The 25,706-nt window shown below is 43.6% G+C and carries 21 protein-coding genes; 16 read left to right on the top strand and 5 right to left on the bottom strand.

Annotated features, from left to right (window positions below; genetic code table 11):
- Positions 1-6 precede the first annotated feature (6 nt).
- From ABEB05_RS12310 to ABEB05_RS12300, 3 genes are all read right to left on the bottom strand, one after another.
- Positions 7-933, bottom strand: a complete 927-nt coding sequence (locus ABEB05_RS12310) for a ring-cleaving dioxygenase (protein ID WP_265790533.1) — start codon at positions 931-933, stop codon at positions 7-9.
- Positions 934-1,085: 152 nt separating this feature from the next.
- A complete protein-coding gene (locus ABEB05_RS12305) occupies positions 1,086-2,195 on the bottom strand; it encodes an alkene reductase (protein ID WP_265790532.1) in 1,110 nt (369 codons plus the stop codon).
- Between the two features lie 291 nt (positions 2,196-2,486).
- A complete protein-coding gene (locus tag ABEB05_RS12300; RefSeq protein ID WP_265790531.1) occupies positions 2,487-3,200 on the bottom strand; it encodes an SDR family NAD(P)-dependent oxidoreductase in 714 nt (237 codons plus the stop codon).
- A 248-nt stretch (positions 3,201-3,448) separates the two neighbouring features.
- On the opposite strand from ABEB05_RS12300, the gene ABEB05_RS12295 reads away from it, so the two are divergent.
- The 3 genes from ABEB05_RS12295 to ABEB05_RS12285 all read left to right on the top strand — a co-directional run bounded on the left by ABEB05_RS12295 (position 3,449) and on the right by ABEB05_RS12285 (position 6,665).
- Positions 3,449-4,006 (top strand): DUF3124 domain-containing protein, encoded by a 558-nt coding sequence (locus ABEB05_RS12295; RefSeq protein ID WP_265790530.1) that lies wholly within the window; start codon positions 3,449-3,451, stop codon positions 4,004-4,006.
- 79 nt (positions 4,007-4,085) lie between these two features.
- Positions 4,086-5,939, top strand: coding sequence for a TrkH family potassium uptake protein (locus tag ABEB05_RS12290; RefSeq protein ID WP_265790529.1), 1,854 nt, complete (start codon positions 4,086-4,088; stop codon positions 5,937-5,939).
- A gap of 24 nt (positions 5,940-5,963) precedes the next feature.
- A complete protein-coding gene (locus ABEB05_RS12285) occupies positions 5,964-6,665 on the top strand; it encodes a potassium channel family protein (RefSeq protein WP_265790528.1) in 702 nt (233 codons plus the stop codon).
- 232 nt (positions 6,666-6,897) lie between these two features.
- On the opposite strand, the gene ABEB05_RS12280 is transcribed toward ABEB05_RS12285, so the two are convergent.
- Positions 6,898-9,132 carry an amino acid permease gene (locus ABEB05_RS12280; protein ID WP_265790527.1) on the bottom strand — a complete coding sequence of 745 codons (2,235 nt, stop codon included), beginning with the start codon at positions 9,130-9,132 and terminating at the stop codon, positions 6,898-6,900.
- A gap of 323 nt (positions 9,133-9,455) precedes the next feature.
- Between ABEB05_RS12280 and ABEB05_RS12275 the strand changes: the two genes are divergently transcribed.
- From ABEB05_RS12275 to ABEB05_RS12260, 4 genes are all read left to right on the top strand, one after another.
- A complete protein-coding gene (locus tag ABEB05_RS12275) occupies positions 9,456-10,688 on the top strand; it encodes a M48 family metallopeptidase (protein WP_265790526.1) in 1,233 nt (410 codons plus the stop codon).
- A 42-nt stretch (positions 10,689-10,730) separates the two neighbouring features.
- A complete protein-coding gene (sigZ, locus tag ABEB05_RS12270) occupies positions 10,731-11,348 on the top strand; it encodes an RNA polymerase sigma factor SigZ (RefSeq protein ID WP_265790524.1) in 618 nt (205 codons plus the stop codon).
- 484 nt (positions 11,349-11,832) lie between these two features.
- Complete coding sequence (locus tag ABEB05_RS12265) at positions 11,833-12,231, top strand: ArsI/CadI family heavy metal resistance metalloenzyme (RefSeq protein ID WP_265790522.1); 399 nt, start codon at positions 11,833-11,835, stop codon at positions 12,229-12,231.
- Positions 12,232-12,421: 190 nt separating this feature from the next.
- Positions 12,422-13,540: a trans-sulfuration enzyme family protein gene (locus tag ABEB05_RS12260; RefSeq protein ID WP_265790520.1), complete on the top strand. Its 1,119-nt coding sequence runs from the start codon at positions 12,422-12,424 to the stop codon at positions 13,538-13,540.
- 47 nt (positions 13,541-13,587) lie between these two features.
- Here ABEB05_RS12260 and ABEB05_RS12255 read toward each other — a convergent pair whose 3' ends face one another.
- Positions 13,588-14,766 (bottom strand): hypothetical protein, encoded by a 1,179-nt coding sequence (locus tag ABEB05_RS12255; protein WP_265790518.1) that lies wholly within the window; start codon positions 14,764-14,766, stop codon positions 13,588-13,590.
- A gap of 193 nt (positions 14,767-14,959) precedes the next feature.
- Between ABEB05_RS12255 and ABEB05_RS12250 the strand changes: the two genes are divergently transcribed.
- The 9 genes from ABEB05_RS12250 (at position 14,960) to ABEB05_RS12210 (ending at position 25,636) form a co-directional block, all read left to right on the top strand.
- Positions 14,960-15,445: a DUF411 domain-containing protein gene (locus tag ABEB05_RS12250; protein WP_265790516.1), complete on the top strand. Its 486-nt coding sequence runs from the start codon at positions 14,960-14,962 to the stop codon at positions 15,443-15,445.
- Positions 15,446-15,475: 30 nt separating this feature from the next.
- Positions 15,476-16,057 carry a TlpA disulfide reductase family protein gene (locus ABEB05_RS12245; protein ID WP_265790514.1) on the top strand — a complete coding sequence of 194 codons (582 nt, stop codon included), beginning with the start codon at positions 15,476-15,478 and terminating at the stop codon, positions 16,055-16,057.
- 159 nt (positions 16,058-16,216) lie between these two features.
- Positions 16,217-18,028, top strand: coding sequence for a 2-oxoglutarate dehydrogenase, E2 component, dihydrolipoamide succinyltransferase (gene sucB, locus ABEB05_RS12240; RefSeq protein ID WP_265790512.1), 1,812 nt, complete (start codon positions 16,217-16,219; stop codon positions 18,026-18,028).
- A gap of 69 nt (positions 18,029-18,097) precedes the next feature.
- Positions 18,098-18,946: a pantoate--beta-alanine ligase gene (panC, locus tag ABEB05_RS12235; RefSeq protein WP_265790510.1), complete on the top strand. Its 849-nt coding sequence runs from the start codon at positions 18,098-18,100 to the stop codon at positions 18,944-18,946.
- Positions 18,947-18,954: 8 nt separating this feature from the next.
- Positions 18,955-19,377, top strand: coding sequence for an aspartate 1-decarboxylase (gene panD, locus ABEB05_RS12230; protein ID WP_265790508.1), 423 nt, complete (start codon positions 18,955-18,957; stop codon positions 19,375-19,377).
- A gap of 387 nt (positions 19,378-19,764) precedes the next feature.
- Complete coding sequence (locus ABEB05_RS12225; RefSeq protein ID WP_265790506.1) at positions 19,765-21,159, top strand: efflux RND transporter periplasmic adaptor subunit; 1,395 nt, start codon at positions 19,765-19,767, stop codon at positions 21,157-21,159.
- Positions 21,160-21,219: 60 nt separating this feature from the next.
- The gene (locus ABEB05_RS12220) at positions 21,220-22,569 is read left to right on the top strand and encodes an ABC transporter permease (protein WP_265790504.1); all 1,350 of its coding nucleotides are present in this window, start codon (positions 21,220-21,222) and stop codon (positions 22,567-22,569) included.
- A complete protein-coding gene (locus tag ABEB05_RS12215) occupies positions 22,562-24,055 on the top strand; it encodes a TolC family protein (RefSeq protein WP_265790502.1) in 1,494 nt (497 codons plus the stop codon). Before ABEB05_RS12220 ends, ABEB05_RS12215 begins: the two co-directional genes overlap by 8 nt.
- A gap of 186 nt (positions 24,056-24,241) precedes the next feature.
- On the top strand, positions 24,242-25,636 hold the full coding sequence (locus ABEB05_RS12210) for a Gfo/Idh/MocA family protein (protein ID WP_265790500.1): 1,395 nt from the start codon (positions 24,242-24,244) through the stop codon (positions 25,634-25,636).
- Positions 25,637-25,706 lie beyond the last annotated feature (70 nt).

Genomic DNA, 25,706 nt, shown 5'->3' with positions numbered 1-25,706 from the left:
TAGCCTCTATGTTAAGTCTGGAAGTTCACGTTCTATATTGAGCCGGTGCTTTTCCAGCCAGGGTGGAAGTTTAAGTTCCTGGCCCAGTTGATCAGGTTCCTCATCGCGGCTAAAGCCCGGCGGGTCCGTAGCGATTTCAAAAAGGATGCCTCCCGGCTCATGGAAATAAACCGACTTAAAGTACTGTCGATCCTTTACTTCGGTTAAATAATATCCTTTGTTGTGCAGCTTTTTACTCAGCAACTGCTGATGTTTTTCGTCTTCTGCACGGAAGGCAATGTGGTGAACTGTACCTTTACCGGGGTTTCCATCGGGACCGAATTGGTCAATAATTTCAATTACTGAACCAAAATCTGAGTCTGTTTCATAAAGAAAGCGGTCGTCTTGCTGACCTGTGAGCTCGAAACCCAGATTCTCTTCAAGCAGCCGCCCTGTCCCCTCATAATCTTTTTCGGCAAGAGTGGCGCCATGGAGTCCACGGATAGTATGTGTTTTCGGCAAGGGGCCCTCTTCCCATCCTTCTGCGTTATCCGCTGTGGGGTCCATTACGAGTTCCAGGTGCAGGCCATGCGGATCCTGTATACCGATGATCTCTTTACCGAAGCGGGTGAAGGGAGCTTCAAAGTCGATGTTCTGTTCCTCCAGATGATTGACCCAAAATTCTTTGGAAGAAGTAGGTACCGAGAACCCTATGGCTACTACCTGTCCGCGATCTGGTTTGCCCTGCTGCAGATGTTGCCATGGAAAAAAAGTAAGGATGGTACCCGGTTTGCCGGACTCATTGCCATAGTAGAGGTGATAAACCGATGGATCATCGAAATTAACGGTTTTTTTAACAAGGCGAAGTCCCAGCACTTGGGAATAAAATTTATAATTTACTTTGGGATCTCCTGCGACGGCCGTTATATGATGGATGCCGTTGGCGTGCGTCATATCAAAGATTAAATTCTATTTTCTGCGATTAGGTTATCAAAATAATAAGATACCGGATGCGCAATAAAAATCTTACTCCAAATATAGTTATTTAAACATATAAGAAGGCGCATCCGGTACCGGTACCCGGGACAACAATTGCCATTTATATTTTACTCAGCGGCTACCTTTTCGGATTCATCCATAAACGGGTAGTCGGTATACCCTTTTTCATCACCGCCGTAGAAGGTATCCGGATCGGGTTCATTGAGTCCGGCATGGGCCGCAAAGCGTTCCGGCAGATCCGGATTGGCCAGGAAAAGTTGTCCATACGCAACCAAATCGGCCGTGCCGTTTTCAATAGCTTTATTGCCACTCTTCTGATCAAAACCTGCGTTTGTAATCAGTGTGCCGTTATAGAACGGACGGAAAAATTCTGTTACTTTTTGGGGATAGTTCGGCAAGTCACTGATGTCTCCCATCGGTTCCATCAGGTGCACGTAGGCCAAATCAAAATTATTGAGCTGTTTTAACAGGTAATTAAAAACCTCTTTTGGATTAGAATCGCTGATTCCATAGTTATTTCCCACAGGAGAAAAGCGAATTCCGGTTTTTTCTGCACCAACGGCATTGGAAACAGCCTCGACTACTTCGAGCGCAAAACGACTGCGGTTTGCGATGCTTCCCCCATATTGATCGTCCCGTTTGTTGGTGCCGTCCTTAATAAACTGATCGATCAGGTATCCGTTAGCCCCGTGGATTTCCACGCCGTCGAATCCGGCTTCCACTGCATTACGGGCTGCATTGGCATAATCTTCAACAATACCAGGGATTTCATTTATATCAAGGGCGCGCGGCTTTACAAATTCCTTCATCCCTTTGGCTGTAAAAGTCTCACCTTCGGGTTTAACGGCAGAGGGGGCTACGGGTTTATCTCCATTGTGGTAAATTGGATGGGAAACGGATCCCACATGCCAGATTTGTGCAAAAATATGTCCGCCTTCCTCATGGACGGCCTTTGTTATTTTTTTCCAGCCTTCTATTTGTCCATCCGTGTGAATTCCGGGTGTCCATGGATAGCCTACGCCCTGTTGGGAAATCTGGGTGCCTTCCGTAATAATAAGTCCGGCCGAAGCTCGCTGTTTATAATATTTGGCCATCAGGTCAGTCGGGACATTGCCCTCACTGGCCCGGCTTCGGGTCATGGGGGCCATGACCACGCGATTTGAAAGTTCGATCCCTGAAAGATTATATGACTTTAAAAGTGGTTGTTGCTTGCTCATAGTTGTTAATAATGTTTTTACGCGTAGAAGAATTATAAGGAAAATGAGACCTCACAGTTTGCTGTATAACAATTCTTTTTCTAATGCTTTTAGACCTGAAAAGATCAGAGAGGTTATTCATAACTAATTCTTGCACGTGTATTGTTCAACTGTTTTAATTCCTTCAATTAGTTTAATGTTAAACTATATTATATCAAAATAGTTATTCTCTATGTAGTCGATTGGTATTCCAAATAGTTCCTCCTAAATAGAATGATTAGCGCTAATCATGTTTATTTGGGCCTTCTTGAATTAGCTTTCACCATATACAGTAGCGATATCGCCGCGGGTGACCTCATTATCGGATGAAACCAGATAGGCAATTTGCTTAGCCAGTTGTTTGGGTTTGGGCCATTTCTCAAAATCGGCGTTAGGCATGCTATCACGATTTTGGGGTGTGTCGATGGTCGAAGGCGCAATGGCATTTACCAGGATATTATCTTCAATAACCTCCGCAGCGAGTGATTGGGTAAGGGCTGCAACGCCAGCTTTAGCAGTGGTGTAGGCCGTCATGCCAGCTCCTTGCCGGGGTTCCAAAGCAGGTCGCGCGGCAATGTTGACAATACGTCCGCCGTTGCCTTGTGTTTTAAAGTGCTGTACTGCAGCGCGACAGCTATTATAGCAGGTAACCAGGTTAAGGTTAATTTGCTTCATAAAGTCGGCCTTGGATGTATCTTCTATGTTTCCCATGCCGAAACCGCCGGCAATATGGATAGACCCCCAAAGGTCGCCTTGCGCTGATACCGCCAGATCAAAGAAAGACTGGCACTGTTTTTCATCTGTCAGGTTGACCGGTGTTTTTATATAGACTCCCTGTTCATCTTTTTGCAAAAAGGACTCTAGCTCTTTGGAGTCAAAACAGGGAACACTACATTTGGCTCCTGCATTAATCAGCAATTCGACAACAGCAGATCCTAACGCCCCGGTGCCCCCGGTTACAACAATATGTCGGTTTGTGAAATCCATAGGTATAATACTTTTTTGCTTAATTCTGAATTAATTCAACGCATGGTTTAACTGATTCATTCACATTGGATTTAATTGTAGGATCAGTTATCTAATATTGTTTGAGAATCAAGGTTTTTATGATTCATTAACTCAGTTATTGATAAACGTATTCCTCTTCTCTTGCATCATTAAGAAAGCATTAATCAGTACTGTATATTGATTATATTAGTTTTTCCTTCTGTTACACATAAGATAATTATGAGCCTATGAAATGCTTTTATACTGCTATATTATTAATAACACTGACTATTATAGGCTGCAGTGAGCAACAGGAATCCTCTTCTGATGAGGAGTCAAGGGCAAAAGATACAGTGGCTGACTCGGTTTTGATTGAACAGGCTGATTCATTCAACCGTACTTCCAGCAGTATTGGACAGTTAATTTATGTGCCGGTTTATTCACATATCTATCAGCGTGACCGAGAAAAGACATTTAATTTGACAACTACGCTGAGTATCCGCAATGCCGATCCATATCGCACTTTTACTATTTCGAGAGTAGATTATTACGATTCCAGGGGAAATCTTGTTCAACAATATATTGATTCAGAAGTAAAGATAGACCCATTGGCTTCAACATCTTATGTAATTGAAGAGCGTGATTTACGGGGAGGGGTAGGGGCAAATTTTCTGGTCAGTTGGGAATCTGAAGAACCCATAATACCTCCCGTAATTGAGGCGGTAAATATCAGTACTTCAAATCAGCAGGGAGTTTCTTTCTTAAGCGTGGGACGCGTTTTACAAGAGAAGTCATCAATAGAATGAGATACTTATTTATTGTGCTTCATGAAAAAGAGTATCAATTCGCTTTAAGATTTTGTAATTATTCCTATCTTCGCTTTCTATGAAAATACCTAGGCATTGGAAACAAAAATGGTTTCGGTTCCTGAGGCAGTGGCGTGATTTTAAGAAAAGAGCCAATCTTTTCTTCCACTATGTACAGGATGACATTTATGAGATAGATAAGATTGCTCATCCCTATCTACGAGCATTTACAATTTTGCTAACTCTTTTGGTCGTTACCAGTATCCTCATCCCGGTGGGATTTGAATTAACACCTGAGTTGGAGCAGATAAACTATCAAATAGAAGTTTTTTTGCTTATTGGGTTTGCAGCGGGTTTTCTAGTAAGGTTTGTACTGACCAGCGATCGCCAGAGTTACTTGAAAAAACGCTGGTTTGAAGGAGTGCTTACCGTTTTTTCGGTATTTATTCTTCTCGATTTATGGGTCCCGTCGATTAACATCATTGAGCCATTATTCTTTATGGTGGAGGAACCCGAAGTTTTTTTCCTTCAGTTTCTAAAGGGATACCTCCTGTTTATTGTTGTTATCAAATTTATACAGTATCTGCCGGAGCTGCTTGAGGACCAGAGAAATACAGCTCGATTTCTGGTATATAGTTTTCTTTCCCTTATTGCTGGAGGTACTCTTCTGTTGATGCTGCCTGGTGCTACCCAGAATGGTGAAGGCCTGGTGTTTATTGATGCCCTGTTTACATCAACTAGCGCTGTCTGTGTTACCGGTCTCATTGTTGTAGATACCGCTACCCATTTTACTCTATTTGGGGAGCTCGTCATTATGACCCTAATACAGCTCGGAGGGATTGGAATCATTACCTTCGCCACTTTTCTGTTTCTGTTTATCAGCGGGGGGCTTGGCGTGGGACAAATGAATACCATCAAAGATATGGTGGCTGAGAAAAATACAAGCTTGGTTACAGCCACGTTAAAAAAAGTGATTGGATTTACCTTTCTGGTAGAAGCTATTGCTGTAGTTGCATACTATCTGAGCTGGAATATGGAGTTTTCTTCACAGGGGCAGCGGTTCCTTTTTTCCGTTTTCCATGCTATTTCCGCCTTTTGTAATGCCGGTTTTTCGCTCTTTACCAACAGCCTGGCCGACGCCCGTAATGCAACAAACTGGGGGATCAATATAACTACCATGCTGCTTATTGTGTTGGGTGGACTTGGATTTACCGTCATCTGGGAAGTTATCCAGCGAAAGACAGAACAAAAAATCTGGCGCCGCCGACTATCCATCCATACTCGTTTAGTGTTGGTTACCACAGCCATTTTAATTGTAAGCGGCACCGTATTGATACTCATTCTAGAATGGAATAATACCCTTGCCGGTCATTCTACCATTGATAAATTTTTATTATCACTTTTTCAAAGTATTACCACTCGAACGGCGGGCTTTAATACGGTTGATACCGGCGCGATGGGTATTCCTGTGATTCTGGGGATGTTAATTTTAATGTTGATCGGGGGTTCCCCTGCCTCCACAGCAGGCGGTATAAAAACTACCACATTTGCCGTATTGGTACGATCTATGACGATGACTATCCGCGGACACGGTCGCATGGAATTGTTTAAGCGTACCATTCCCAACTCTATCATTTTTCGGGCAATGACCGTGATTCTTTTGGCCGTATCCTGTATCAGTATCAGTACGATTTTACTTGCTATTGTTGAAGATCACGCATTTTTAGATTTGCTGTTCGAGGAAGTTTCAGCTTTTGCTACGGTCGGGTTATCCCGGGGAATTACGGGAGACCTGACTTCGTGGGGCAAAGCTATTATTATTGTATCGATGTTCGTGGGAAGAGTAGGAATTTTGACCTTTATGGTTGCTTTTGCCACCAGATCCGACAACCGAAAATACCGATATCCGGAAGAAAGTATTATGGTATCGTAATATTAACTATTAATATCTAGTAAGATGAAACGAAGAACCGAACTGCAGTTCGCTATTATTGGGATCGGCGCTTTTGGAAAAGCCTTGGCGAAAAAGTTGTCTGAAGAGGGGGCGTATGTCATTGCCATCGACAATAACATGGAACACATTGAGCAGGTCAAAGATTATGTTTCTGATGCCATTTGTTTTGATGGTACTGATGCTGATCTGTTGGAAGAACATGGAATTACGAACGTAGATGTAGCTATTATTTCAATTGGTGAGGCTTTTGAACCCGTGGTATTAATTGCAATGCATTTACTTAATGCGGGCGTTGCAGAAGTGTACGGCCGGGCTGGTTCTTATACCCAGGAACAGATTCTTAAACAAATTGGTATTACGGATGTCATCCATCCGGAACGACAGGTAGCCGAGCGTATGGGCGTTTCGCTGGTCCGCCGGGGCATGTCCGATGTTTTTGATCTCGGAGAAGGGATGGCAGTGTTTGAAGTGGATGCTCCCGAATCAATGGTGGGATATACCTTAGGAGAACTCGACATCAGGAAACGATATCAGCTCAATTTGATTACTATTAAACGACTAAGTAAGGAAGATCAAAAAATTGGCCTTGCCGAACGGTATCGGCCTATTGGAGTTCTGGATGGAACAACGGAAATCAAAGAAGGAGATCGCTTTTTATTGGTAGGAAATAAGGACGATGTAGATAAGTTACTGGATACAAATTAGCCCTCATTTTAACGTGAGTTTGATATTGAAGTCTTCATCTAAGAAATAAAACGCTGTATAGAAAAATCCAGCTATGCTAAACCTGCCTGCGCGGAGCCAATCAGAAGGTCGATCAGCAATCCGTCTCAAAGAGCTTCGGCATAGCAGGTGTCCACCCACGCTTAGCATAATTATATTGTTATCAAGCGTGGACGCTTAAAACAGCCAAAGAGATCTCCGGGTTAACTCCGCGCTAGCGCGATAAACGTTCGATAATACCTTCGGTTACTGACCGCGGTTTGTATTCTCGCCCCCGCGTGATGATTACAGTTCCTTCAGCTTTTTCTCCGATCTCTTCGGGAATTGAGCCAAAGAGAGCTTGGCGAACGGCTGTACTTCGAGTAGCTCCAATGCATATTGTATCGTAACTTTTCACTGCCTGTAGGAGTGATTCTCGGACATCATCAGACACCACAACTTCAGCGGAATAGTTTTCGGAATCTAATCCAACTTCATGAGCAACCGAAGTAACAAGTCCTTTTCCTTCTTTTTCAGGATCAACGGCTCCTTCTGTTTGTGGAGATTGCACCGTCAGTAAGGTCAGTGTAGTATCCTTATTGTTCGAAGATAGCTGCCGACCGCGTTTTACAGCCAGTGCCGTATTGGGACCTGTACCAACGAGTACGACAATTTCTTTTATAGCTTTATTGCCGGCTTTAACCAGCGTAATTTCACAGCTGGCATTCTTGACAATGTTATCGATGTTTGAGCCTAAAATGTGTTGGTAAGGTTTTCGTTTTCCACTCCAACCGAGAACCAAATGTTGGGCTCGTTCTTCCTTGATGACATTAAGCACTGCAGAACTGACACTGTGGCCTACAATCGACCGGGTCCTGAGTCCCAATCCGGCTTTTTCGGCCGTTGAGCGAGCATTGGTCAGCAGTTTTTGCTGTCGTTGAACGCGCTCATCTTCATACTGGATCCCTTGCTCAAGAGATGTCTGTCGAGGGACTTCTAACACGCTTACCGCTACAATTTCGGCTTCTCCATAATTGGTGCCAATAGCACCTCCTATTTGGATGAGGTGTTGTTCCGTTTCGGGATTCGCGACAGGAATAACGATTCGGTAACGCTCATTGGGCGCCGGAGTACGATCACGAGCCGCAATGGCATCCCCTACAAGACTGGGTTTAATGGCTCGACTGGCAGCATATCCAAAATACCAAAGCACGCCCAATACGATAATACCTCCGCCGATGATCATAACAAGCGGACGCATTTGAGCTACGATGACTAAACATGACACTGATCCAAGCAATGGAATAGTAGGATACGCCCAGGAAGACAGCTTAAAATCAGGATTATAATCCTCGGGTTCCGCTCGCCGCATCACAATCACGGCTATATGAACCAATGCATAGGTGATTAAATACAAGAAACTGGCAACATCGGCCAGGGTTTCAATGCCAACTCCAATACCGATAAGCAGGAGGATTACAATTCCTGTAATTAAAATGGCCCGAAAGGGCGTACGGAATTTGTCGTGAATTTTGTTAAGCCAACTGGTCAGGATTTTATCTCGTCCCATTGCAAAATTTACCCGCGCAGCAGAAAGAATAGAGGCATTGGCACTCGATACGGTGGCAAGAAGGGCACCTACGACCATCATAAATGCGCCAATAGTTCCTAAATATTCACTTGCTACATCGGCTACCGGAATATTAGAGCCGGCAAGTTCCGCCACCGGTAGCACACCCGTGGAAACCAGCATGACCAACACATAGAATATCATAGGCGTTAGTACCGATGCAATCATCGATAGGGGGAGGTTGCGACCGGGATCCTTTATTTCTTCTGCGCTGGTTGCAATAACCTCAAAACCAATAAATGAAACATAAACGGTTGCTGCCGTGGAAGCTACTGCCCCCCATCCGTTGGGATTAAACGGGCGAAATACGGACCAGTCGATATTAAAAACCCCAAACGAAAGGAATACGAGAATAAAACCAATAAGTAGTATCACGATGAGATTCTGCAGGGCTCCGGCTTCTTTAACACCCCGATAGTTCACCCCAATAAGCAAAAATGCCATCCCCAAAGCGGACCAAGCTACGGGAATATTACCATAGAAGAAGGTCAGATATTGCCCAAAGCCTAACATGTAAAATGCGGTAGCAAACATGAGGCCCGCCCACATACTCCAACCAACAATAGAACCGAAGAAACTACCCATCGCGCGATTTACATAGTAGTAGCTTCCACCAGCTTTTGGCATTCCTGTTGCCAGCTCCGAAAGAGAAAGAGCTGTTAGTAGTGATACAACTCCACCGATAGCAAAGGAAATCATACCCGCGGGTCCGGCATTATTTGCAACAATACCAGGCAGAACAAAAATACCGGCACCAATCATGGTGCCTACGCCGATAGTATACGCTTCCAAAAAACCAAGATCACGAGCTAATTCCTGGTCCGCTGGTGAGTCTGCCATAACTATACCCTAAATTTGTTTTTTATATAAGATGCACAAATGTACAAATTTCTATGTGTTTCACAATAAGATCCCGTAAATGAAATATGATTGGGATACCTATTTAAGGATCTTTAACACTTTCCGTAACTTTGAAATTCGAAAATAATTAAAGTTTTTGGTGTATCATTTCTACTAAAAGAGCAGAGATAACCTTAACTTAGGGAAATCGAACTCATACAGGCTAAGCACACTTAATTATTGATGCTAGGCCTGGATCAAGATAACATGGAAGCGCTTTAAAACTTTTGAAAACGCACTGGAATAGAAAAATAATCTGATTCATGAATATTTTTGCCGCTATAATATTAGTAACACTCGCCATCGATTTTGTACTGAACCTGGTGGCCGATTACTACAACCTCCAATCACTGGACAAAGGATTGCCCGATGAGTTCAGTGACGTTTATGATAAGGAGACGTACGAAAAGTCCCAGTCTTATACAAAGGAACGGACCAAATTTGGTATTTTTACTTCGGTTTTTAACCTGATTTTGCTGCTGGTGTTCTGGCTTGCCGGTGGTTTTAATTGGTTGGATGAGGTCGTTCGCAGCTGGGAACTCGGCGTTATCTGGACCGGTCTGGTGTATATCGGGATCCTAATCCTTGCCAAAAGTATTCTGTCACTGCCCTTTAGCATTTACTCCACCTTTGTGATCGAGGAAAAATACGGCTTCAATAAAACCACCCCCAAGACTTTTGTGCTGGATCTGTTGAAAGGCTTAGCACTGGGTATTGTACTTGGGGGACCGCTGCTAGCAGGTATTCTGGCATTTTTTACTTTCATTGATCAATATGCGTGGCTGTATGCGTGGGGTGCGGTGACGGCCTTTACGCTCTTTGTTCAGTTCGTAGCTCCCACTTGGATTATGCCGATCTTTAATGATTTTGAACCACTAGAAGAGAGTGACTTGCGCCAGAAAATCCGCAGTTATGCCGACAAAGTGAACTTTGCCATGGAGGGCGTATACGTAATGGATGGTTCAAAACGAAGCAGTAAGTCCAATGCCTTCTTTACAGGATTTGGTAAAAATAAACGAATAGCCCTCTACGATACGCTTATTGAAAATCATACGGAAGATGAACTGGTGGCGGTACTGGCTCATGAAATTGGGCATTATAAAAAGAAGCATATTATAAAAAATATGGGAATTAGCATCCTGCAGACGGGTATTATGTTCTTTCTGCTTTCGGTGTTCCTCAATTCCCAGGGATTGTTCGATGCCTTTTATATGGAGCAGATATCGGTGTATGCCGGACTTATATTTTTCGGAATGCTCTATGCCCCCATTGACATGATTGTATCGGTCTTTATGCAGGTACTTTCCCGCAAATATGAGTTCGAAGCTGATGAGTTTGCTTCAACAACCTACCAGGGAGAACCAATGATCAACGCCCTGAAAAAGCTTTCCAAAGATAATCTCTCCAACCTGACGCCGCATCCGTTCTATGTGTTTTTGAACTATTCACACCCCCCTGTACTGCAGCGGATTAAAGCAATTAGGGCCATAGATTAATGTGGATAAATAATTGATGTAAGAAACCAACTTTAGAGTTGTATGTCTGGAAAATCAGTAAACGTGAATACCGAAACCCTTTGGCAGCAATTCAGTGACCAAGTACGTGGATTTATCCGATCGAGAGTTTCCAGTGACCAAGAAGCCGAGGATATCCTTCAGGATATTTTTATCCGTATTCACAAGGGAATAGATAATCTGCGTCACGAAGATCGGGTGCAATCATGGGTATTTGGCATTGCCCGCCGGGCGTTGGTCGACCATTATCGCAAGAAAAACCGGGCAAGGGAAAAGCCAGCTGGCTCGGATATTCAAAAAGAGGAAACTGAAAAGCCAGTACTGGATCTCAACGAGTTTGAAGGAGAGCACGGTGTGCACGAAGAGGTGCTTTCCTGGCTGATTCCGATGATTGATGAACTGCCAGAGAAATACGGGGTACCACTTAAATTGGCAGATGTGGATGGAAAAACACAGCAGGAGGTAGCTGATTATTTAGGATTATCTCTATCCGGGGCAAAATCGCGCGTGCAGCGCGCACGGCAAAAACTGGGGGGAGTATTAGCTGCTTGCTGCAAAGTGGAGTTTGGTGAAGAGGGACGTGCCGTAGCCTATCACAAAATTAAAGATGAGAATGGAGAGGAGCCGTGCGAAGATTGTTAGATGAAATTGGAACAGGTATTTAAAGAAATAACTGTGCGGCTTACAATATGGCCTAAGAATTGTTTGCTGAGGCCAAAGAATGCGGGTGTGGATTTTGCACCGGTGAAGCCTGATTAACTACCACGAAAGTAAAAGGACCATCAAAATCCGCGCATTCTATAGGCTGAAGCTGATTTGCAATTCTACAGCCTTTATTTTTTTAGTACCTTTTGGATCAAGCCAAAAAGTACACGAAAGAATGATCTGATATATTATTTTAAAGGTCCTTCGCATACAGCGCTTGCTTCTGTAATTATACCAGTATGAAATTATCTTTTTCATCTTCCTATTGCCCGTTCTTCTTAGTTTTATTAGGGATAAATAAGGGACATGATATAGATCAAAATAATCCAAGTTAATTTTGCGTCTTTTTTAGTTGGTCCCCGACTACATAGGTGTAGATGGTTAATTACAATCTAAATCACCTAAAACAAAAGAAACCATTATGAAACGTATGCATGTAATGTTAAAAGTTAATAACCTGAACGAATCAGTTGAATTCTACAGGACGCTCTTTGGCGTTGAGCCCACGAAACAAAAGGAGGATTACGCCAAGTGGATGCTGGATGATCCACGGCTGAACTTCTCTATTGCAGAACGTGAAGGTGCCAAAGGAATCGAACACCTCGGCATTGAGGCAGAGTCAAAGGAGGAGCTTGAGGAACTTCGAACCAATATCGATCGCACACACGGCCTGAAGCGAGAAGAAGGGGAAACCACCTGTTGTTATGCCAATTCAGATAAAAGCTGGGTTACCGATCCCCAAGGTGTGGCTTGGGAAGCTTTCCACACGTTCGGGGAGAGCGATGTTTATGCCAACGAAGAGCAGGCGGCTTGCTGTTAATCATAAATAGTTCATAAGCTTAGGTCCGTTTCCGAATCTTCGGAAACGGACTTTTTTTATTTGCCAGAACTTTACGATTTTTATTAAGAACTGAATTTAGTGCTAAGCCGGTCGGAACATAAATTTAGAGATCTTCCGAAACCACCTTGGCTTCTGAGATTGAATATTATACATAGAACCAAAATATATTATGCATAAAGATACACAAGCTATCCACGCTGCTATGGAAGTGGCTAATCAGACACCGGATATCGTTCCGCCTGTCCACCGATCCACCGTTTACGAAATAGATAAAGAAGGTCGTTCAGAAGGTGATTGGCACTATACCCGCCTTGAGAATCCCAACCGGGTACAGTGGGAGCATGTGTTGAAGGTATTGGAAGAGGGAGAAGCCGCGGCAGCTTTTTCTTCCGGTGTGGCGGCGGCATCGGCTGTGTTGCAGGCACTCCGGCCGGGCGATCATATCCTGATTCCCGAAGATATCTATGCCGGTAATCGCAGGCTGGTGAAAGAAGTATTGCAACCTTGGGGCCTTGAGGCTGATTTTATTAATATGACGGATTTGGATAACATCGACCGGCATCTTAAAGAAAATACACAGCTTATCTGGGTCGAAACTCCTTCAAATCCCATGATGAACATCATGGATATTGAAGCGATAAGTAATTTGGCGCATGATAATGACGCCGTTGTTTGTGTAGATAATACTTGGCCAACCCCGGTGAATCAGCTTCCGTTGAACCTGGGAGCTGATTTGGTAGTGCATTCAACCACAAAGTATTTTGGGGGGCACAGTGATATCCTCGGAGGTGCAGTAGTAACGAAGCAGGAAAACGAATTCTTTGAAAAACTACGTGTTGTCCAGCGTATAGGTGGAGCAGTACCCTCCCCGGATGATTGCTGGCTCCTCGCCCGAAGTACGCGAACGTTGCCTTATCGGATGCGGGGACACAACGAAAATGCCATGACACTAGCCAGGTACTTACAAGACCATCCAAAGGTAGAAAAGGTATATTATCCTGGACTATCCTCTCATGAAGGATATGAAGTTGCTCAACGACAGATGAGTGGTTTTGGTGGAATGATTTCTTTTCTAATTGGTGGTAATCGGGATCAGGCCGTAGATATTATTGGCAAAGCTAAGCTTATAAGTCGTGCTACGAGTCTGGGCGGCGTCGAAAGCACCTGGGAGCACCGGCGCAGTAGCGAGGGGCCCGATTCACAGACGCCCGAAAACCTGATTCGCATTAGCGTTGGACTGGAACATCCTGATGATCTCCTGGAGGACCTGGAATACGCGCTGGGCTAATGCTAAATGCTATTTGGTAAATCAGGTATCAGGGAAAACTCATACCATTACTTTTTCCGAATTTCGATGATACCTTTTTCAGTAATTTGAACTAAGCCGATTCCTGTATCTTCTGTTACTGTGCGATCCAGAACTTTTTGCATAAGGATTTCCGATGTGGTTGACATCATTTCCCAATTCGATATAGTGAACGATCCATAATACCACTGCACGTTGTTGAGCTTTTGCCAGGCTAATGGGAAAACATATTGCTGTTCTTGAGCTATACCACATTCTTTTGTTAAGGAGCCATCTCCAAACAAGCGAATAACCGCTTCGGGAGATCCGTCTTGTGACCAGGGCTTTGTCAGTTCTTCTACATCTATTGCTCTATTCGGGGTCGTGCAGGATCCATTTCCGGTAGGGCCTGGATAGGAGTAATGACGCTCAATAGGTCCGTAACCATCATAATAATTATCATCCTCATCAAAAGAGAGTTCAAAATTTGCCTGGAGACTGTCAACATGAACGTCAATATTAACTTCGTCTTCCTCAGTTTCGGTAGTTATAGTTGTTGTTATTTTGGTTTTTAAATGTACCTGTAGGTCCATTATGTCTCCACAAGGAGTGGTCGCATCTTTGATGTCCGACTGTTGTTGCATTTTATTCCAGGCTTCGCTCATAGCATTCACCAGCCAATTTGGATCCGGAAGTTCAGGTTCTGCCATCACAGACTTTTCTATTTTTCCGGTTGCTATATCTATATAATTAAATTGCACCGATTTGGAATCGGCAAAGATTGTAAATTCTAAAAGTGTTCGGGCCGGCTCCATATATTGACCATTTTTAGAGCATATATTTGGATTGGCTGCCTGCCAGTCAGGTTTTGGAATAATATTTCCATCCGGTCCAAGCCACAACCGAACTTTTAAATTCCCGGCATCATTTATGTCCGTATCAATATAATCCGTGGCAAACAAGTTAATGTCAGATAAGTCCTTGGTATCTAAACCTTTATTTTTGGACGATTGCTTGTTTTTGGATGGGAAATACAGGCCGGCATCGTGTATAACCTGAATGAGCGTTTCAATTGCCCGCTCTTCTGTAAGCTGTTCAGTATCAGGCTCCGAACCCGTTGAATTTGAGCATGCAGTCGTGATAGGGAATATGGCTAATGATAGGAGTAAGAAAAATAACGTATATTCCTTTCCTTGACGCTTGATTGCATTATCTATAGATGTCTTCATGATATAGTCACTAATTAAAAGGTTTCTAATATTGTATACGTTATTTTTGGGCAAAGATGGCTCAAAGTAAATCAGATAAATAAAATGAGGACTCATTTCTTGCAGAATAAAGAGTCTATTTTGGAGTTCTAATCGACCCGAAGAATTCTTATCTTTGATAATGTTATCCATTAAATATTAGTAACTTAATTTTATGAAGCCTTCCCGATTTATAACCTACGCTGCAGCTATTATCATCATAGCCGGTGGAGCTATTTGGTATATCATCGCCAATTATTACGAACAGCAGTCCGCAATGCAGGGCCAATCAGATAACCAGGTAGTGATGTATAAAAATCCCGGTTGTCAATGCTGTACGGCCTGGGGAGATCATATGGAGGCGGCCGGCTTGAATGTTACCGAAAAACCAACGAGTGAATTGCTGGGAATAAAAGCGGATTTGGGAGTGCCTTACAATATGGGATCCTGTCATACTGCCGTAGTTGGCGGCTATGTGGTTGAGGGGCATGTGCCGGCCAAAGAGGTAAAAAAAATGCTGGATGAACGTCCGGATGCTATTGGACTTGCCGTGCCGGGTATGCCTATCGGCTCTCCGGGTATGGAGCAGGGGAATCGGGTTGAGTCATATGATGTTATCATCTTTAGTGAGGACAGCAGCGGGACCTACGCAAGTTATTGATGAAACCATAGATTAGATTATAGATTGAATATGTATCTTCGACAGCATATCCCACTCATTATCTTTTTATTGACTCTGTTTACTGTATGGGGTTGTTCATCTGATAATTCTGGCAGTGAAGGAGCAAATATCGGAAAAACCGAACAGGCCAAACGGTTAGATTCGGCTTCGGCTCCACTTTATGCCGCTCAAAACGAAGCCCGGGCACAAGACTTTTCAGTAGAGCTCGTCAATGGGGAATCCTTTCAGCTTTCTGATCAAAAGGGAAAAGTGGTACTTATGAATATTTGGGCGACCTGGTGTGCACCTTGCCGTGAAGAAACGCCGGAGCTGGTAGATTTGTATTCGGAATATCGTGATCAGGGTTTGGTAGTATTAGGTGTTTCAATCGATGAGCAGGGCCGATCAGTGGTTGATCCCTTTATGGAAAAGTATGAGGTGAACTATCCCATGGTTATTGATGATGGAAGAATTATGGATAAATATGGCCCGACCATGGGTATCCCGACTACCTATATAATTGGCAAGGAAAGGAATTTGCGGTACTTTGCAGTTGGCGCCGTAACACTCAAAGAATTAAAACCGCGAATTGAAGAGTTGTTGGCAGAATAAATAAAATTTAAAATCGAATACGATCTTTCGTAGAAGCAGAGTCTGTATTTTGATGTGAGTGCATTTATTATGATCTTTGAGGGCTGCTTAATCAGCATATATAAATCAGCCTTTTTGTTTAAAAATTTACTTAATAATAACGATCTAATCTGAGTAACGATGGCCCGAGTTGAAGTAGAAATGCCCCAGATGGGCGAATCCGTGATGGAAGGAACCGTCATCGAGTGGTCCAAAAGCATCGGTGATGAAGTAAAAGAAGATGAAACCCTCCTTGAAATTGCCACCGATAAAGTAGATACAGAGGTCCCCTCTCCCACATCTGGAATTCTCGTGGAGATTTTGGCCGAGGAAGAGGAAACTATTGAAGTCGGACAGGTGATTGCGGTTATTGAAACCGATCCGGATGCAGCAGATACCTCGGGGGCTGGTGAGGAACAAACAGATACAGATGAGCAGCCTCAATCAAAAGAAGCTGAAGATGATGAAGGACAAGCAGAAGAAGAGGCTGAAACTGAAGAGGCGACGGCTGTTGATAGTAATGATGATGAAGATGCCGATACCGAAGAAGGAGAACGGGTGGAAGTACAGATGCCTAAAATGGGTGAATCTGTTATGGAGGGAACGGTCATCGAATGGAGTAAAAATATTGGTGATCAAGTAGAAGAGGATGAAACACTGCTCGAAATTTCTACGGACAAAGTAGATACGGAGGTTCCTTCTCCACAGGCCGGAACGCTGGTTGAGATTTTGGCTGAAGAGGGAGAAACTATTGAAGTGGGACAAACGATTGCTGTGATTGCTACCGGTAAAGTGGCTTCTGCGACAGATACCGAAACAAAGTCAGAAACCACAGAGGAGGAAAGCGAAGTTCAAGAGCCCGCTTCCGTAGCTGATTCCGGAAAAAGCACAAACGGTACATCCTCATCTGAAGGAGAAGGGACGGAACCTCAGCGTATCGGAAGTGACGGACGGTTTTATTCTCCATTGGTTCGGTCTATTGCTAAAGAAGAGGGTATTTCCCAGGAAGAACTCGAAAGCATTAAAGGATCGGGTCAGGGCGGACGTGTTTCCAAAGAGGATATTATGCAATACCTCGAAGATCGCAAAGCTGGTAAAACGGAGGAGCCAGCTAAAGAAAAGGAACAAGGGGAACCCCAAAAAGCCGCTCCCGCAGAGAAACAAGCTCCGGTTGAAGGTAAGCAGCGGTCAATTTCGGCAGGCGAACTGGATATACAGCGACCTTCCGATAATGTAGAAACCATTAAGATGGACCGCATGCGCAAGATGATTGCGGAGCATATGGTTCGCTCCAAGCAAACATCTGCTCATGTAACTACCTTTGCCGAAGTGGATGTCACGAACCTAGTCCGCTGGAGAAACGAACATAAGGAAGAATTTAAGGAACGAGCGGGCGTGAAACTTACCTTTACGCCTCTGTTTATTGAGAAAATGATTCAGGCAATACGGGAATTCCCGCTCATCAATAGCTCGGTGGATACTGAAAACGATCAGATTCTGCTGAAGAAGGATATTAACTTTGGTCTGGCTGTTGCGCTGGGCGAAGGCGGTAAAGGCGGACTGATTGTGCCGGTTATTAAACAGGCCCAGGAGAAAAACCTGGTTGGTCTCTCGAAAGCCGTAAACGATCTTGCTGTGAAAGCGCGTAATAAGAATTTGAGTCCCGATGATCTGGTAGGCGGTACTATTACGCTTACGAATTATGGAAGTGTAGGCAACCTGATGGGCACGCCTATTATTAACCAACCGCAGGTAGCTATTATTGGAACAGGAGTCATTGAAAAACGACCCGTGGTCCGCGAAACAGATGAAGGCGATGTAATAGCCATCCGTCATATGATGTATCTGTCTATGAGTTACGACCATCGTATTGTTGACGGAGCACACGGAGGGGCTTTCCTCAACCGGGTAAAACAGTTGCTTGAGGATTTTGATACGGATCGGGCTGTGTAGTAAACCGAAATTATAATAATATTAAAGAAGGGGTTTATTGCAATAAACCCCTTCTTTATTGATGATTATATGGAAGCACAACGAACCGTTGCCGAGATACGTGAAAAAGTGCGCTCCCTGAAAAAAGAAGGGCATACAATTGGATTTGTACCGACTATGGGAGCCTTGCACGAGGGACATTTTTCTCTTTTTCGATTAGCCCAACAGCATGCCGATAGGGTGATTGTTTCTATTTATGTAAATCCCGAACAGTTTGCTCCTGATGAGGATTTTGAAGAGTATCCCCGCCAGCTGGAAGAGGATGTGGCCCGTTGCGAAAAGGAGGGAGTTGCCGCTGTTTTTGCTCCTACTGATGAGATGATGTATCCGGGGGAGCAATTCTTGCGCATCGAAGTGGATGAGCTTAATACATACATGGATGGGGGATCGCGTCCTGGTTTTTTTGAGGGAATCCTGCTGGTGGTAAATAAGTTGTTCAATATTATAAGACCGGATATAGCGGTTTTTGGACAGAAGGATATCCAGCAGTTTCGGATTCTGCAGGAGATGGTCCATGAGTTTAATCATGATGTAGAACTGGTAATGGGACCTATTAAACGGGCCAATGACGGTTTGGCGCTGAGCAGCCGTAATGCCTATTTGAGTGATGAACACCGTAAGCTGGCACCCGGGCTTTATCGTTGTCTGAGCTATATTGAACGTCAGATATCCGAAGGTGCCCAAAACATTAAACTTCTGCTGGATCATCAGAAAAGCGAACTGCAAGCAAAAGGGTTTAAAATTGATTATCTTAATCTTTATTCCTTTGATAGAATGAAACCGGTTGAGAAAGTAGAATCTGGCGGCAAATATATATTGGCCGGGGCCGTTTATCTTGGGGAAACCCGTTTAATTGATAATGTGATTGTTGAAAGATAGTAGCAGCTATGAAAGTGACGATGTTCAAATCGAAATTGCATCAGATGAAGGTTACCGAAGCCAATCTTCATTACGAGGGAAGTATAACTATAGATAAGGAGCTGCTTGACGAGGCAGGTATTCTTCCCTATGAAAAGGTTCAGGTCGTTAATATTACCAACGGTGCGCGTTTAGAAACCTATACTATTCCTGGAGAGGCTGGTTCGAGAACCTGTTGTTTAAATGGAGCAGCAGCCCGTAAAACACAGGTTGGTGATCGGGTTATTATTATTTCCTACGCCGAAATGACCCCAAAAGAAGCGGAGGAGTTTAAACCCAAAGTGGTTATTGTGGATGAAAATAATGATCCCAAAACCATTGTGGACGAAACGGAATATGGTACAAAGTATGACCTTAAAAAAGGCATAGTAGATAATACTGTAGTAGACTAATATGAGAGTGTTTTTTCTGTTGCTACCTTTATTCTCCAGATAGAATGATCTGTAAAATAAATTTGAATTAATACTGTGTGATCCACAGCGAAGCTTTTGTATAGCTCTATCAAGAAGAGTTAGAAGAAATAGTAAGGACGGCTACTTGACGTTCCTTTTGATAATCCTTCCAAGTTGTAAAAAGATATCAAATTGAGATTCTACTGTAACTAACACTTCCATTTTTCGTTATTGTTAGTAGCAGTTGCAATAATACTACTTTAATAATAGATTATATTTATAGGAGATTGGCTGCGGAAAATTCAAAATTGCTACAGTTTTTGTATAGATATTACTATTTGAGGACTGAAATAAAATATAATCTGGATAACTTTATAAAAAAATGAAATGAATTTCTTCAAGAAAAGAAAAAATCTACTTTGGACGGGAGCAATAACGCTTGTCTTTATTTTTTGGTTTACGTTTGGCGGTGATTCCAAAGAGAGCGCAGTAATTTACACATCGCCGGAAAGAGGGACGTTTAATGTAGAAGTAACTACCACGGGCGAATTGCGTGCTAAAAATTCGACCAGCATACGCGGTCCGGAGGGTATTCGTGAGTTCCGAATATTTAATGTTCCCATTCAGCGTCTGATCCCGGAAGGAACGGTAGTCGAAAAGGGAGACTTTGTAGCAGAACTTGATCGATCAGAGATCTCCACTAGTTTACAGGATGCACAGCTGGAATTGGAAGAAGCAGAATCTCAATATGAAAGTGCACAGCTGGATAGTACGCTAAACTTGTCTGAGGTACGTGAAAATTTAATCAATCTCGAGTATGCCCTTGAAGAAGCAGAGATAGCTGTTGAACAATCCCAGTATGAGTCGCCGGCTGTTCAGCGACAGGTGAAGATTGACTTGGAACGCGCCAAGCGAGCACTGGAGCAAGGACGGAAAAATTATAAGACTGAAGTACGAAAAGCAGAAGTGACGCTTCGTGAGATTGAAACAGATCTGACCCAAGAGCAACGGGAGGTTCAGCGAATACAGGAAGTGATGAAGCGGTTTACCATTTACGCGCCTGAAAATGGCATGGTAATTTATAAGCGAAACCGGGATGGATCTAAGGTTACGGAGGGGAGTTCTATTAGCGCTTGGGATCCGGTAGTGGCGGAGCTTCCGGATTTTAGCGTTATGAATTCGGTAACCTATGTTAATGAAGTAGACATCCAAAATATCCGCAAAGGACAGACAGCCGACATCGGTTTGGATGCGATGCCCGAGAAAAATCTGTCGGGTGTTATTACCGATGTAGCCAATATTGGAGAACAAAGGCCTAATTCGGATTCGAAGGTATTTCAGGTAGTTATTGAGGTCAATGAATCTGATACGACGCTACGCCCGGCTATGACAACGAGCAATACTATCCACATAGAATCTGTAAATGATGCACTTTATGTACCTCTTGAAGCTATACATACCATTGATTCGTTGAACTTTGTGGCTAAACGGGATGGAATAAAGCCTGTAATGCAGCAGGTGGTCCTGGGTTTGATGAACGATGATGATGTAATCATTAAGGAGGGTATTGACATCAATGATCAACTCTATCTGTCGCTGCCACCAGATACTTCTGGTATCGAAAAACAACTGCTTCCTGATGAAGTGCTTAATCAGTATGAGGAGGAAGAGGTAAAAGTCGTAGATCCCAATGCTGCTCCGGTTGAGGATGTTGAGGATAATGTTGAGCCCCCTCAAAGAGAACAACAGTTGGAAAATAACTCCCGGCAAATTGAGGAATAGTATTATTGTTATTCATCAGAGCAAGTATTTACGTTTTTAAACTTTTAGGACCCCGATCTATTGGTACAAATCATATTATATAATCTCGATATTGCCCTTGAGGCTATTCGCCGCAATAAAATGCGCTCGCTTCTAACTTCACTGGGAATCATTTTCGGTGTAGCTTCTGTAATAGCCATGCTGGCTATAGGTCGCGGAGCACAGGAAGAAGTGTTAAGCCAGATGAAGCTACTTGGTACCAATAATGTTATTGTTGAGCCAGTCATCAGGCAAATTGACGAAGAGGTCTCAAATAGTCAAGCACCTTCTCGTGAGCGCAATAAATATAGTCCGGGTCTTATGCTTAGTGATCTGGAGAGTATAAAGGAAAAGATTCCACAGGTCCAGTATGCCACGCCGGAAGTAATTTATGAAACTAATTTTATACGTGATGGCCGTTTGCGAAGTGGAAAGTTGGTTGGGGTTAATCAGCACTACTTTAATATTAATAACTTTACGCTTGCCCAGGGTAGCGGTTTTAACCCGATACATATTAAAAATGCCGAGCGTATTTGTATTATCGGATCAGATGTTAAAGCTAAATTTTTTGCTGGCGAAGACCCCATAGGGAAGCAGATCAAGGCTGGGAATATATGGCTGACCGTTGTTGGTGTACTTGAGCAAAAAGAACTGACTACAGAAAACATTCAGAACCTGGGCATCAGAAATTATAATTTGGATATCTTTGTGCCGGTGACCTCCGCTCTCCTGCGGTATAAAAACCGGGCACTGGTCACCGAGCAGGAAATCCAGCAAGCGGTTGCTGAACAAAATAATAATAATTCAGATGAGAGCAGTTCCACCACCTCTAACAATAATTACCATCAGGTGGATCGGCTTATTGTGCAGGTCAGCGATACGGAGTATAGTGTCCCGGTAGCCGACGTCATCCGCCGTATGTTACAGCGCCGTCACAATGCCGTGGTTGATTTTGAGGTGATTGTTCCGGAACTGTTGCTACAGCAAGAGCGTCGTACTCAGGAAATTTTTAATATCGTGCTCTCTTCTATTGCTTCCATTTCTCTTATTGTAGGAGGTATTGGCATTATGAATATTATGCTGGCTTCTGTAGTGGAACGATATCGCGAAATCGGTGTCCGTCGTGCCGTGGGAGCACAAAAACGTGATATTCAGCTACAGTTTTTAACAGAGGCACTGGCGATTAGTATCTCCGGTGGAATTATAGGCATAATATTGGGTATTGCATTCAGCTACCTGATTGAGATATCTGCCGGAATTGTAACGATGGTAACTTTAACTTCAATATTTATTTCTTTCGGTGTAGCGATGGCCATAGGGGTTATTTTTGGCTATTTCCCTGCGCAAAGAGCTGCCGAACAGGATCCCGTACACGCATTACGTCATGAATAGATATCTAACAACATTCTTCGTTTATCTTACTCTTTCTCTTTCATTTTTTTTGGGAGATTTGAATGCCCAGCAATCCAGTGAAGAGGACTTGGGTAGTTTGACCCTTGAACAGTGTATTACAATTGCACAGGATCAGAGTGCCGTGGCCAATGCGGCACGATACGCCCTTATCTCCAGTAAATGGCAGTACCGCTCCTATAGGGCAGACTTACTCCCCAGCCTTTCTTTGTCGGGTGATGCCCCCAATTATAATAAATCTATTTTTTCAAATGTACTGGACAACGGGCAGATTACTTTCTCCTCCAGAACACAGTCAGAAGCTTCTGCTTCTCTAAGTATTAATCAGAATATTCTGCCAACCGGTGGTAATCTATCTCTTTCCACGGGTATCACCAGGCTGGGAATATTTAGTAATGAAAATACCTACCTGTGGCAAAGCACACCAATGGTTGTGGGGATTAGTCAACCGTTGTTCCAGTTTAATAATTTAAAGTGGAGAAGCCGGATGGAACCTCTGCAATATGAAATTGCACAGAAAGAGTATGTAGAGGAGATGGAAGATATTGCTATGACGGTAACACAGCGCTTCTTTGATGTCTATTTAGCAAAAATAAATCTGGAAAACGCTGAGTTTAACGTAGCCCGAAATGATTCTATTTATCAGATTTCACAGGGTCGATATAACGTAGGCAGTATTGCTGAGAATGACCTGTTACAAAGCGAATTGGCTTTGCGTAACGCAGAATCATCCCTGACAAGTGCAAAAATAGAATACGAGCGGGTTCTTAATGAGTTCAAAATTCTACTGGGTTATCCCACAGATGTTGAACTTGATTTAGAGCCTCCGCAGGAACTACCCGAAATTGATGTGGATATAGTGAAAGCACGTCAGCTGGCACTGGAAAATAACAGTGAGGCCCTTAATTATAGATTGAGTGAAATACAGGCTGATCGGAATTTGGCACAAGCCAAAAGTGAAGCCAGTCTGGGACTAACACTTAATGCCAACTATGGATTGAATCAAACTTCAAAGGATTTTTCTGACCTGTACAGAGATCCGGAAAATCGTCAGTTTGTTACCCTGGGTTTTGAAGTCCCTATCTTTAATTGGGGAAAGCAGCGTGCCCAGATCAATGCCGCGAGAAACCAGCAGCAGCAAGTAGCAAATAGTATTGATTTTCAGCGGCGGCAGTTTATACAGCAAATTGACTATACCGTCAGCCAGTTTTTACAATTAAGGGGACAGGTATTACTGGCAGCTCAGGCCGATACAATTGCCCAGCGACGCTATCAGGTAGCGCAAAATCGCTATCTGATCGGTAAAATTGATATTACCAATTTATATATTGCCCAAGACGAAAAGGATTCCGCCCGGCAGGCATATATACGGGAGCTTCGCACATTTTGGACCGGCTGGTTTGAACTGCGCGGCTTGACCCTGTATAATTTTGAGGATGATGAACCCATAGCGTATGATTATGAGTAATTATATGCTGGATGGTCTGAAATATATTTTGCTGACGTGATATAGCAAGAAATAATTATTCTTCTGATTATATTTTTCTTTTCATTTCGTTCTTTTGAAAAAAACGTCTTGTTTGCTTGCAATTTATTTGCAATTCTATAAATTGCAAAGGTTATAAAACTTAATTGACAAAAAAGGTGTGGCTTTATGAGTAAAGATCAGAAGGATGGCAAAGGGAAGGCTAATGACATGTCGCGTAAGGATTTCTTAAGCACTTCAGCCGCCGCAGCGGCTGGATTTTTTGTAGTGCCCCGGCACGTGTTAGGCGGACCGGGATACAAAGCGCCGAGCGACCGACTGAATATTGCCTGTATTGGTGTAGGTGGAATGGGAGCTTCAAATACGGAGTCGCTATCTGAGTTAGGCGAAAATATCTATGCGCTCTGTGATGTGGATGAAGAATATGCAGCCGAAACACTATACAGTTATCCCAAAGCCAAGCGCTATATCGATTTCCGGGAAATGTTGGATAAGGAAGATGAGATAGATGCGGTAATGGTAGCTACGCCTGATAACACACACGCAGCCATTGCTATTTACGCGATGGAAAGGGGGAAGCACGCTTTTGTACAGAAACCACTGACACGGACTATTTATGAATCCCGCCGGATGGCAGAGGTAGCAGAGGAAACGGGGGTGGCCACACAGATGGGAAATCAGGGCCATGCTTATGAAAGTACCTATAAGATTGTAGAGTACATCCGTCAGGGAGCAATCGGAGAAGTTACCAAAGTTGATTGCTGGACCAACCGTCCCATGGGATACTGGCCGCAAGGTGCTGACGTTCAGGAGTCGGATGAAATGCCGGTTGTACCCTATACAATGCATTGGGATTTATGGGTTGGTCCCTCGCCATATCGGCCCTATGACCCGGATATCGCACCATTTGCCTGGCGCGGCCGCTGGGATTTCGGCGCAGGTGCATTGGGAGACATGGGAGCTCATATCATGGACCAGCCGTATTGGGCCCTTGAATTGGGAATGCCTGAACAAGTACATGCCAGTTCCACTCCTTTCAATAATGAAGCATTTCCGCTCGGCTCATCCGTACACTATACATTTCCAGCTAAAGGAGATCGTGCTGAAGTAGAACTCAACTGGTATGATGGAGGGTTATTGCCACCACGTCCGGAAGAACTGGAGGATGGTAAACAGATGGGAGCTAGTGGTGGCGGGATGATTTTTCATGGTTCTGAGGGCAAACTTATGGCTGATGTTTATGGGCAGAATCCCCGATTTATTCCCGAATCGGATATCGAAGAAATTGGCGAGCCGGAAAAGACGATGGAGCGTTCACCGGGCATCCATGAAGAATGGGTGGCGGCAGCCAAGGGTAATGGAACCACTTCGTCAAACTTTGAATACGCTGCAGCCCTTACTGAAACAATGCTGATTGGTAACATGGCGATCCGCTTCAAGGATGCCAATATTAAGCTTCAGTGGGATGCGGAAAATATGCGTGTGAAGAATCTGGAAGAAGCAAATGAATGGCTGGATGATCGCAATGATTTCCGTCCGGGCTGGAGAGAGGTTATTGGATAAGCATAATTTTGCCTGTTAAAAATTAATAAAATTCTCAATCCTGAAAGGATTTAAAATCCTTTCAGGATTT

The organism is Fodinibius salicampi, from assembly GCF_039545095.1.
Lineage (GTDB): Bacteria > Bacteroidota > Rhodothermia > Balneolales > Balneolaceae > Fodinibius > Fodinibius salicampi.
This window is presented reverse-complemented; position numbering and strand designations above follow the sequence as displayed.

What these genes read in the sequence shown, in the direction of transcription:
- ABEB05_RS12290 (WP_265790529.1), top strand. Translation starts at nt 4,086, where the DNA reads ATGAAAATACCTAGGCATTGGAAACAAAAATGGTTTCGGTTCCTGAGG.
- ABEB05_RS12275 (WP_265790526.1), top strand. Translation starts at nt 9,456, where the DNA reads ATGAATATTTTTGCCGCTATAATATTAGTAACACTCGCCATCGATTTT.
- ABEB05_RS12255 (WP_265790518.1), bottom strand. Translation starts at nt 14,766, where the DNA reads ATGAAGACATCTATAGATAATGCAATCAAGCGTCAAGGAAAGGAATAT.
- ABEB05_RS12295 (WP_265790530.1), top strand. Translation starts at nt 3,449, where the DNA reads ATGAAATGCTTTTATACTGCTATATTATTAATAACACTGACTATTATA.
- panC (WP_265790510.1), top strand. Translation starts at nt 18,098, where the DNA reads ATGGAAGCACAACGAACCGTTGCCGAGATACGTGAAAAAGTGCGCTCC.
- sucB (WP_265790512.1), top strand. Translation starts at nt 16,217, where the DNA reads ATGGCCCGAGTTGAAGTAGAAATGCCCCAGATGGGCGAATCCGTGATG.
- sigZ (WP_265790524.1), top strand. Translation starts at nt 10,731, where the DNA reads ATGTCTGGAAAATCAGTAAACGTGAATACCGAAACCCTTTGGCAGCAA.
- ABEB05_RS12265 (WP_265790522.1), top strand. Translation starts at nt 11,833, where the DNA reads ATGAAACGTATGCATGTAATGTTAAAAGTTAATAACCTGAACGAATCA.
- panD (WP_265790508.1), top strand. Translation starts at nt 18,955, where the DNA reads ATGAAAGTGACGATGTTCAAATCGAAATTGCATCAGATGAAGGTTACC.
- ABEB05_RS12285 (WP_265790528.1), top strand. Translation starts at nt 5,964, where the DNA reads ATGAAACGAAGAACCGAACTGCAGTTCGCTATTATTGGGATCGGCGCT.
- ABEB05_RS12305 (WP_265790532.1), bottom strand. Translation starts at nt 2,195, where the DNA reads ATGAGCAAGCAACAACCACTTTTAAAGTCATATAATCTTTCAGGGATC.
- ABEB05_RS12215 (WP_265790502.1), top strand. Translation starts at nt 22,562, where the DNA reads ATGAATAGATATCTAACAACATTCTTCGTTTATCTTACTCTTTCTCTT.
- ABEB05_RS12210 (WP_265790500.1), top strand. Translation starts at nt 24,242, where the DNA reads ATGAGTAAAGATCAGAAGGATGGCAAAGGGAAGGCTAATGACATGTCG.
- ABEB05_RS12250 (WP_265790516.1), top strand. Translation starts at nt 14,960, where the DNA reads ATGAAGCCTTCCCGATTTATAACCTACGCTGCAGCTATTATCATCATA.
- ABEB05_RS12245 (WP_265790514.1), top strand. Translation starts at nt 15,476, where the DNA reads ATGTATCTTCGACAGCATATCCCACTCATTATCTTTTTATTGACTCTG.
- ABEB05_RS12225 (WP_265790506.1), top strand. Translation starts at nt 19,765, where the DNA reads ATGAATTTCTTCAAGAAAAGAAAAAATCTACTTTGGACGGGAGCAATA.
- ABEB05_RS12260 (WP_265790520.1), top strand. Translation starts at nt 12,422, where the DNA reads ATGCATAAAGATACACAAGCTATCCACGCTGCTATGGAAGTGGCTAAT.
- ABEB05_RS12310 (WP_265790533.1), bottom strand. Translation starts at nt 933, where the DNA reads ATGACGCACGCCAACGGCATCCATCATATAACGGCCGTCGCAGGAGAT.
- ABEB05_RS12300 (WP_265790531.1), bottom strand. Translation starts at nt 3,200, where the DNA reads ATGGATTTCACAAACCGACATATTGTTGTAACCGGGGGCACCGGGGCG.
- ABEB05_RS12280 (WP_265790527.1), bottom strand. Translation starts at nt 9,132, where the DNA reads ATGGCAGACTCACCAGCGGACCAGGAATTAGCTCGTGATCTTGGTTTT.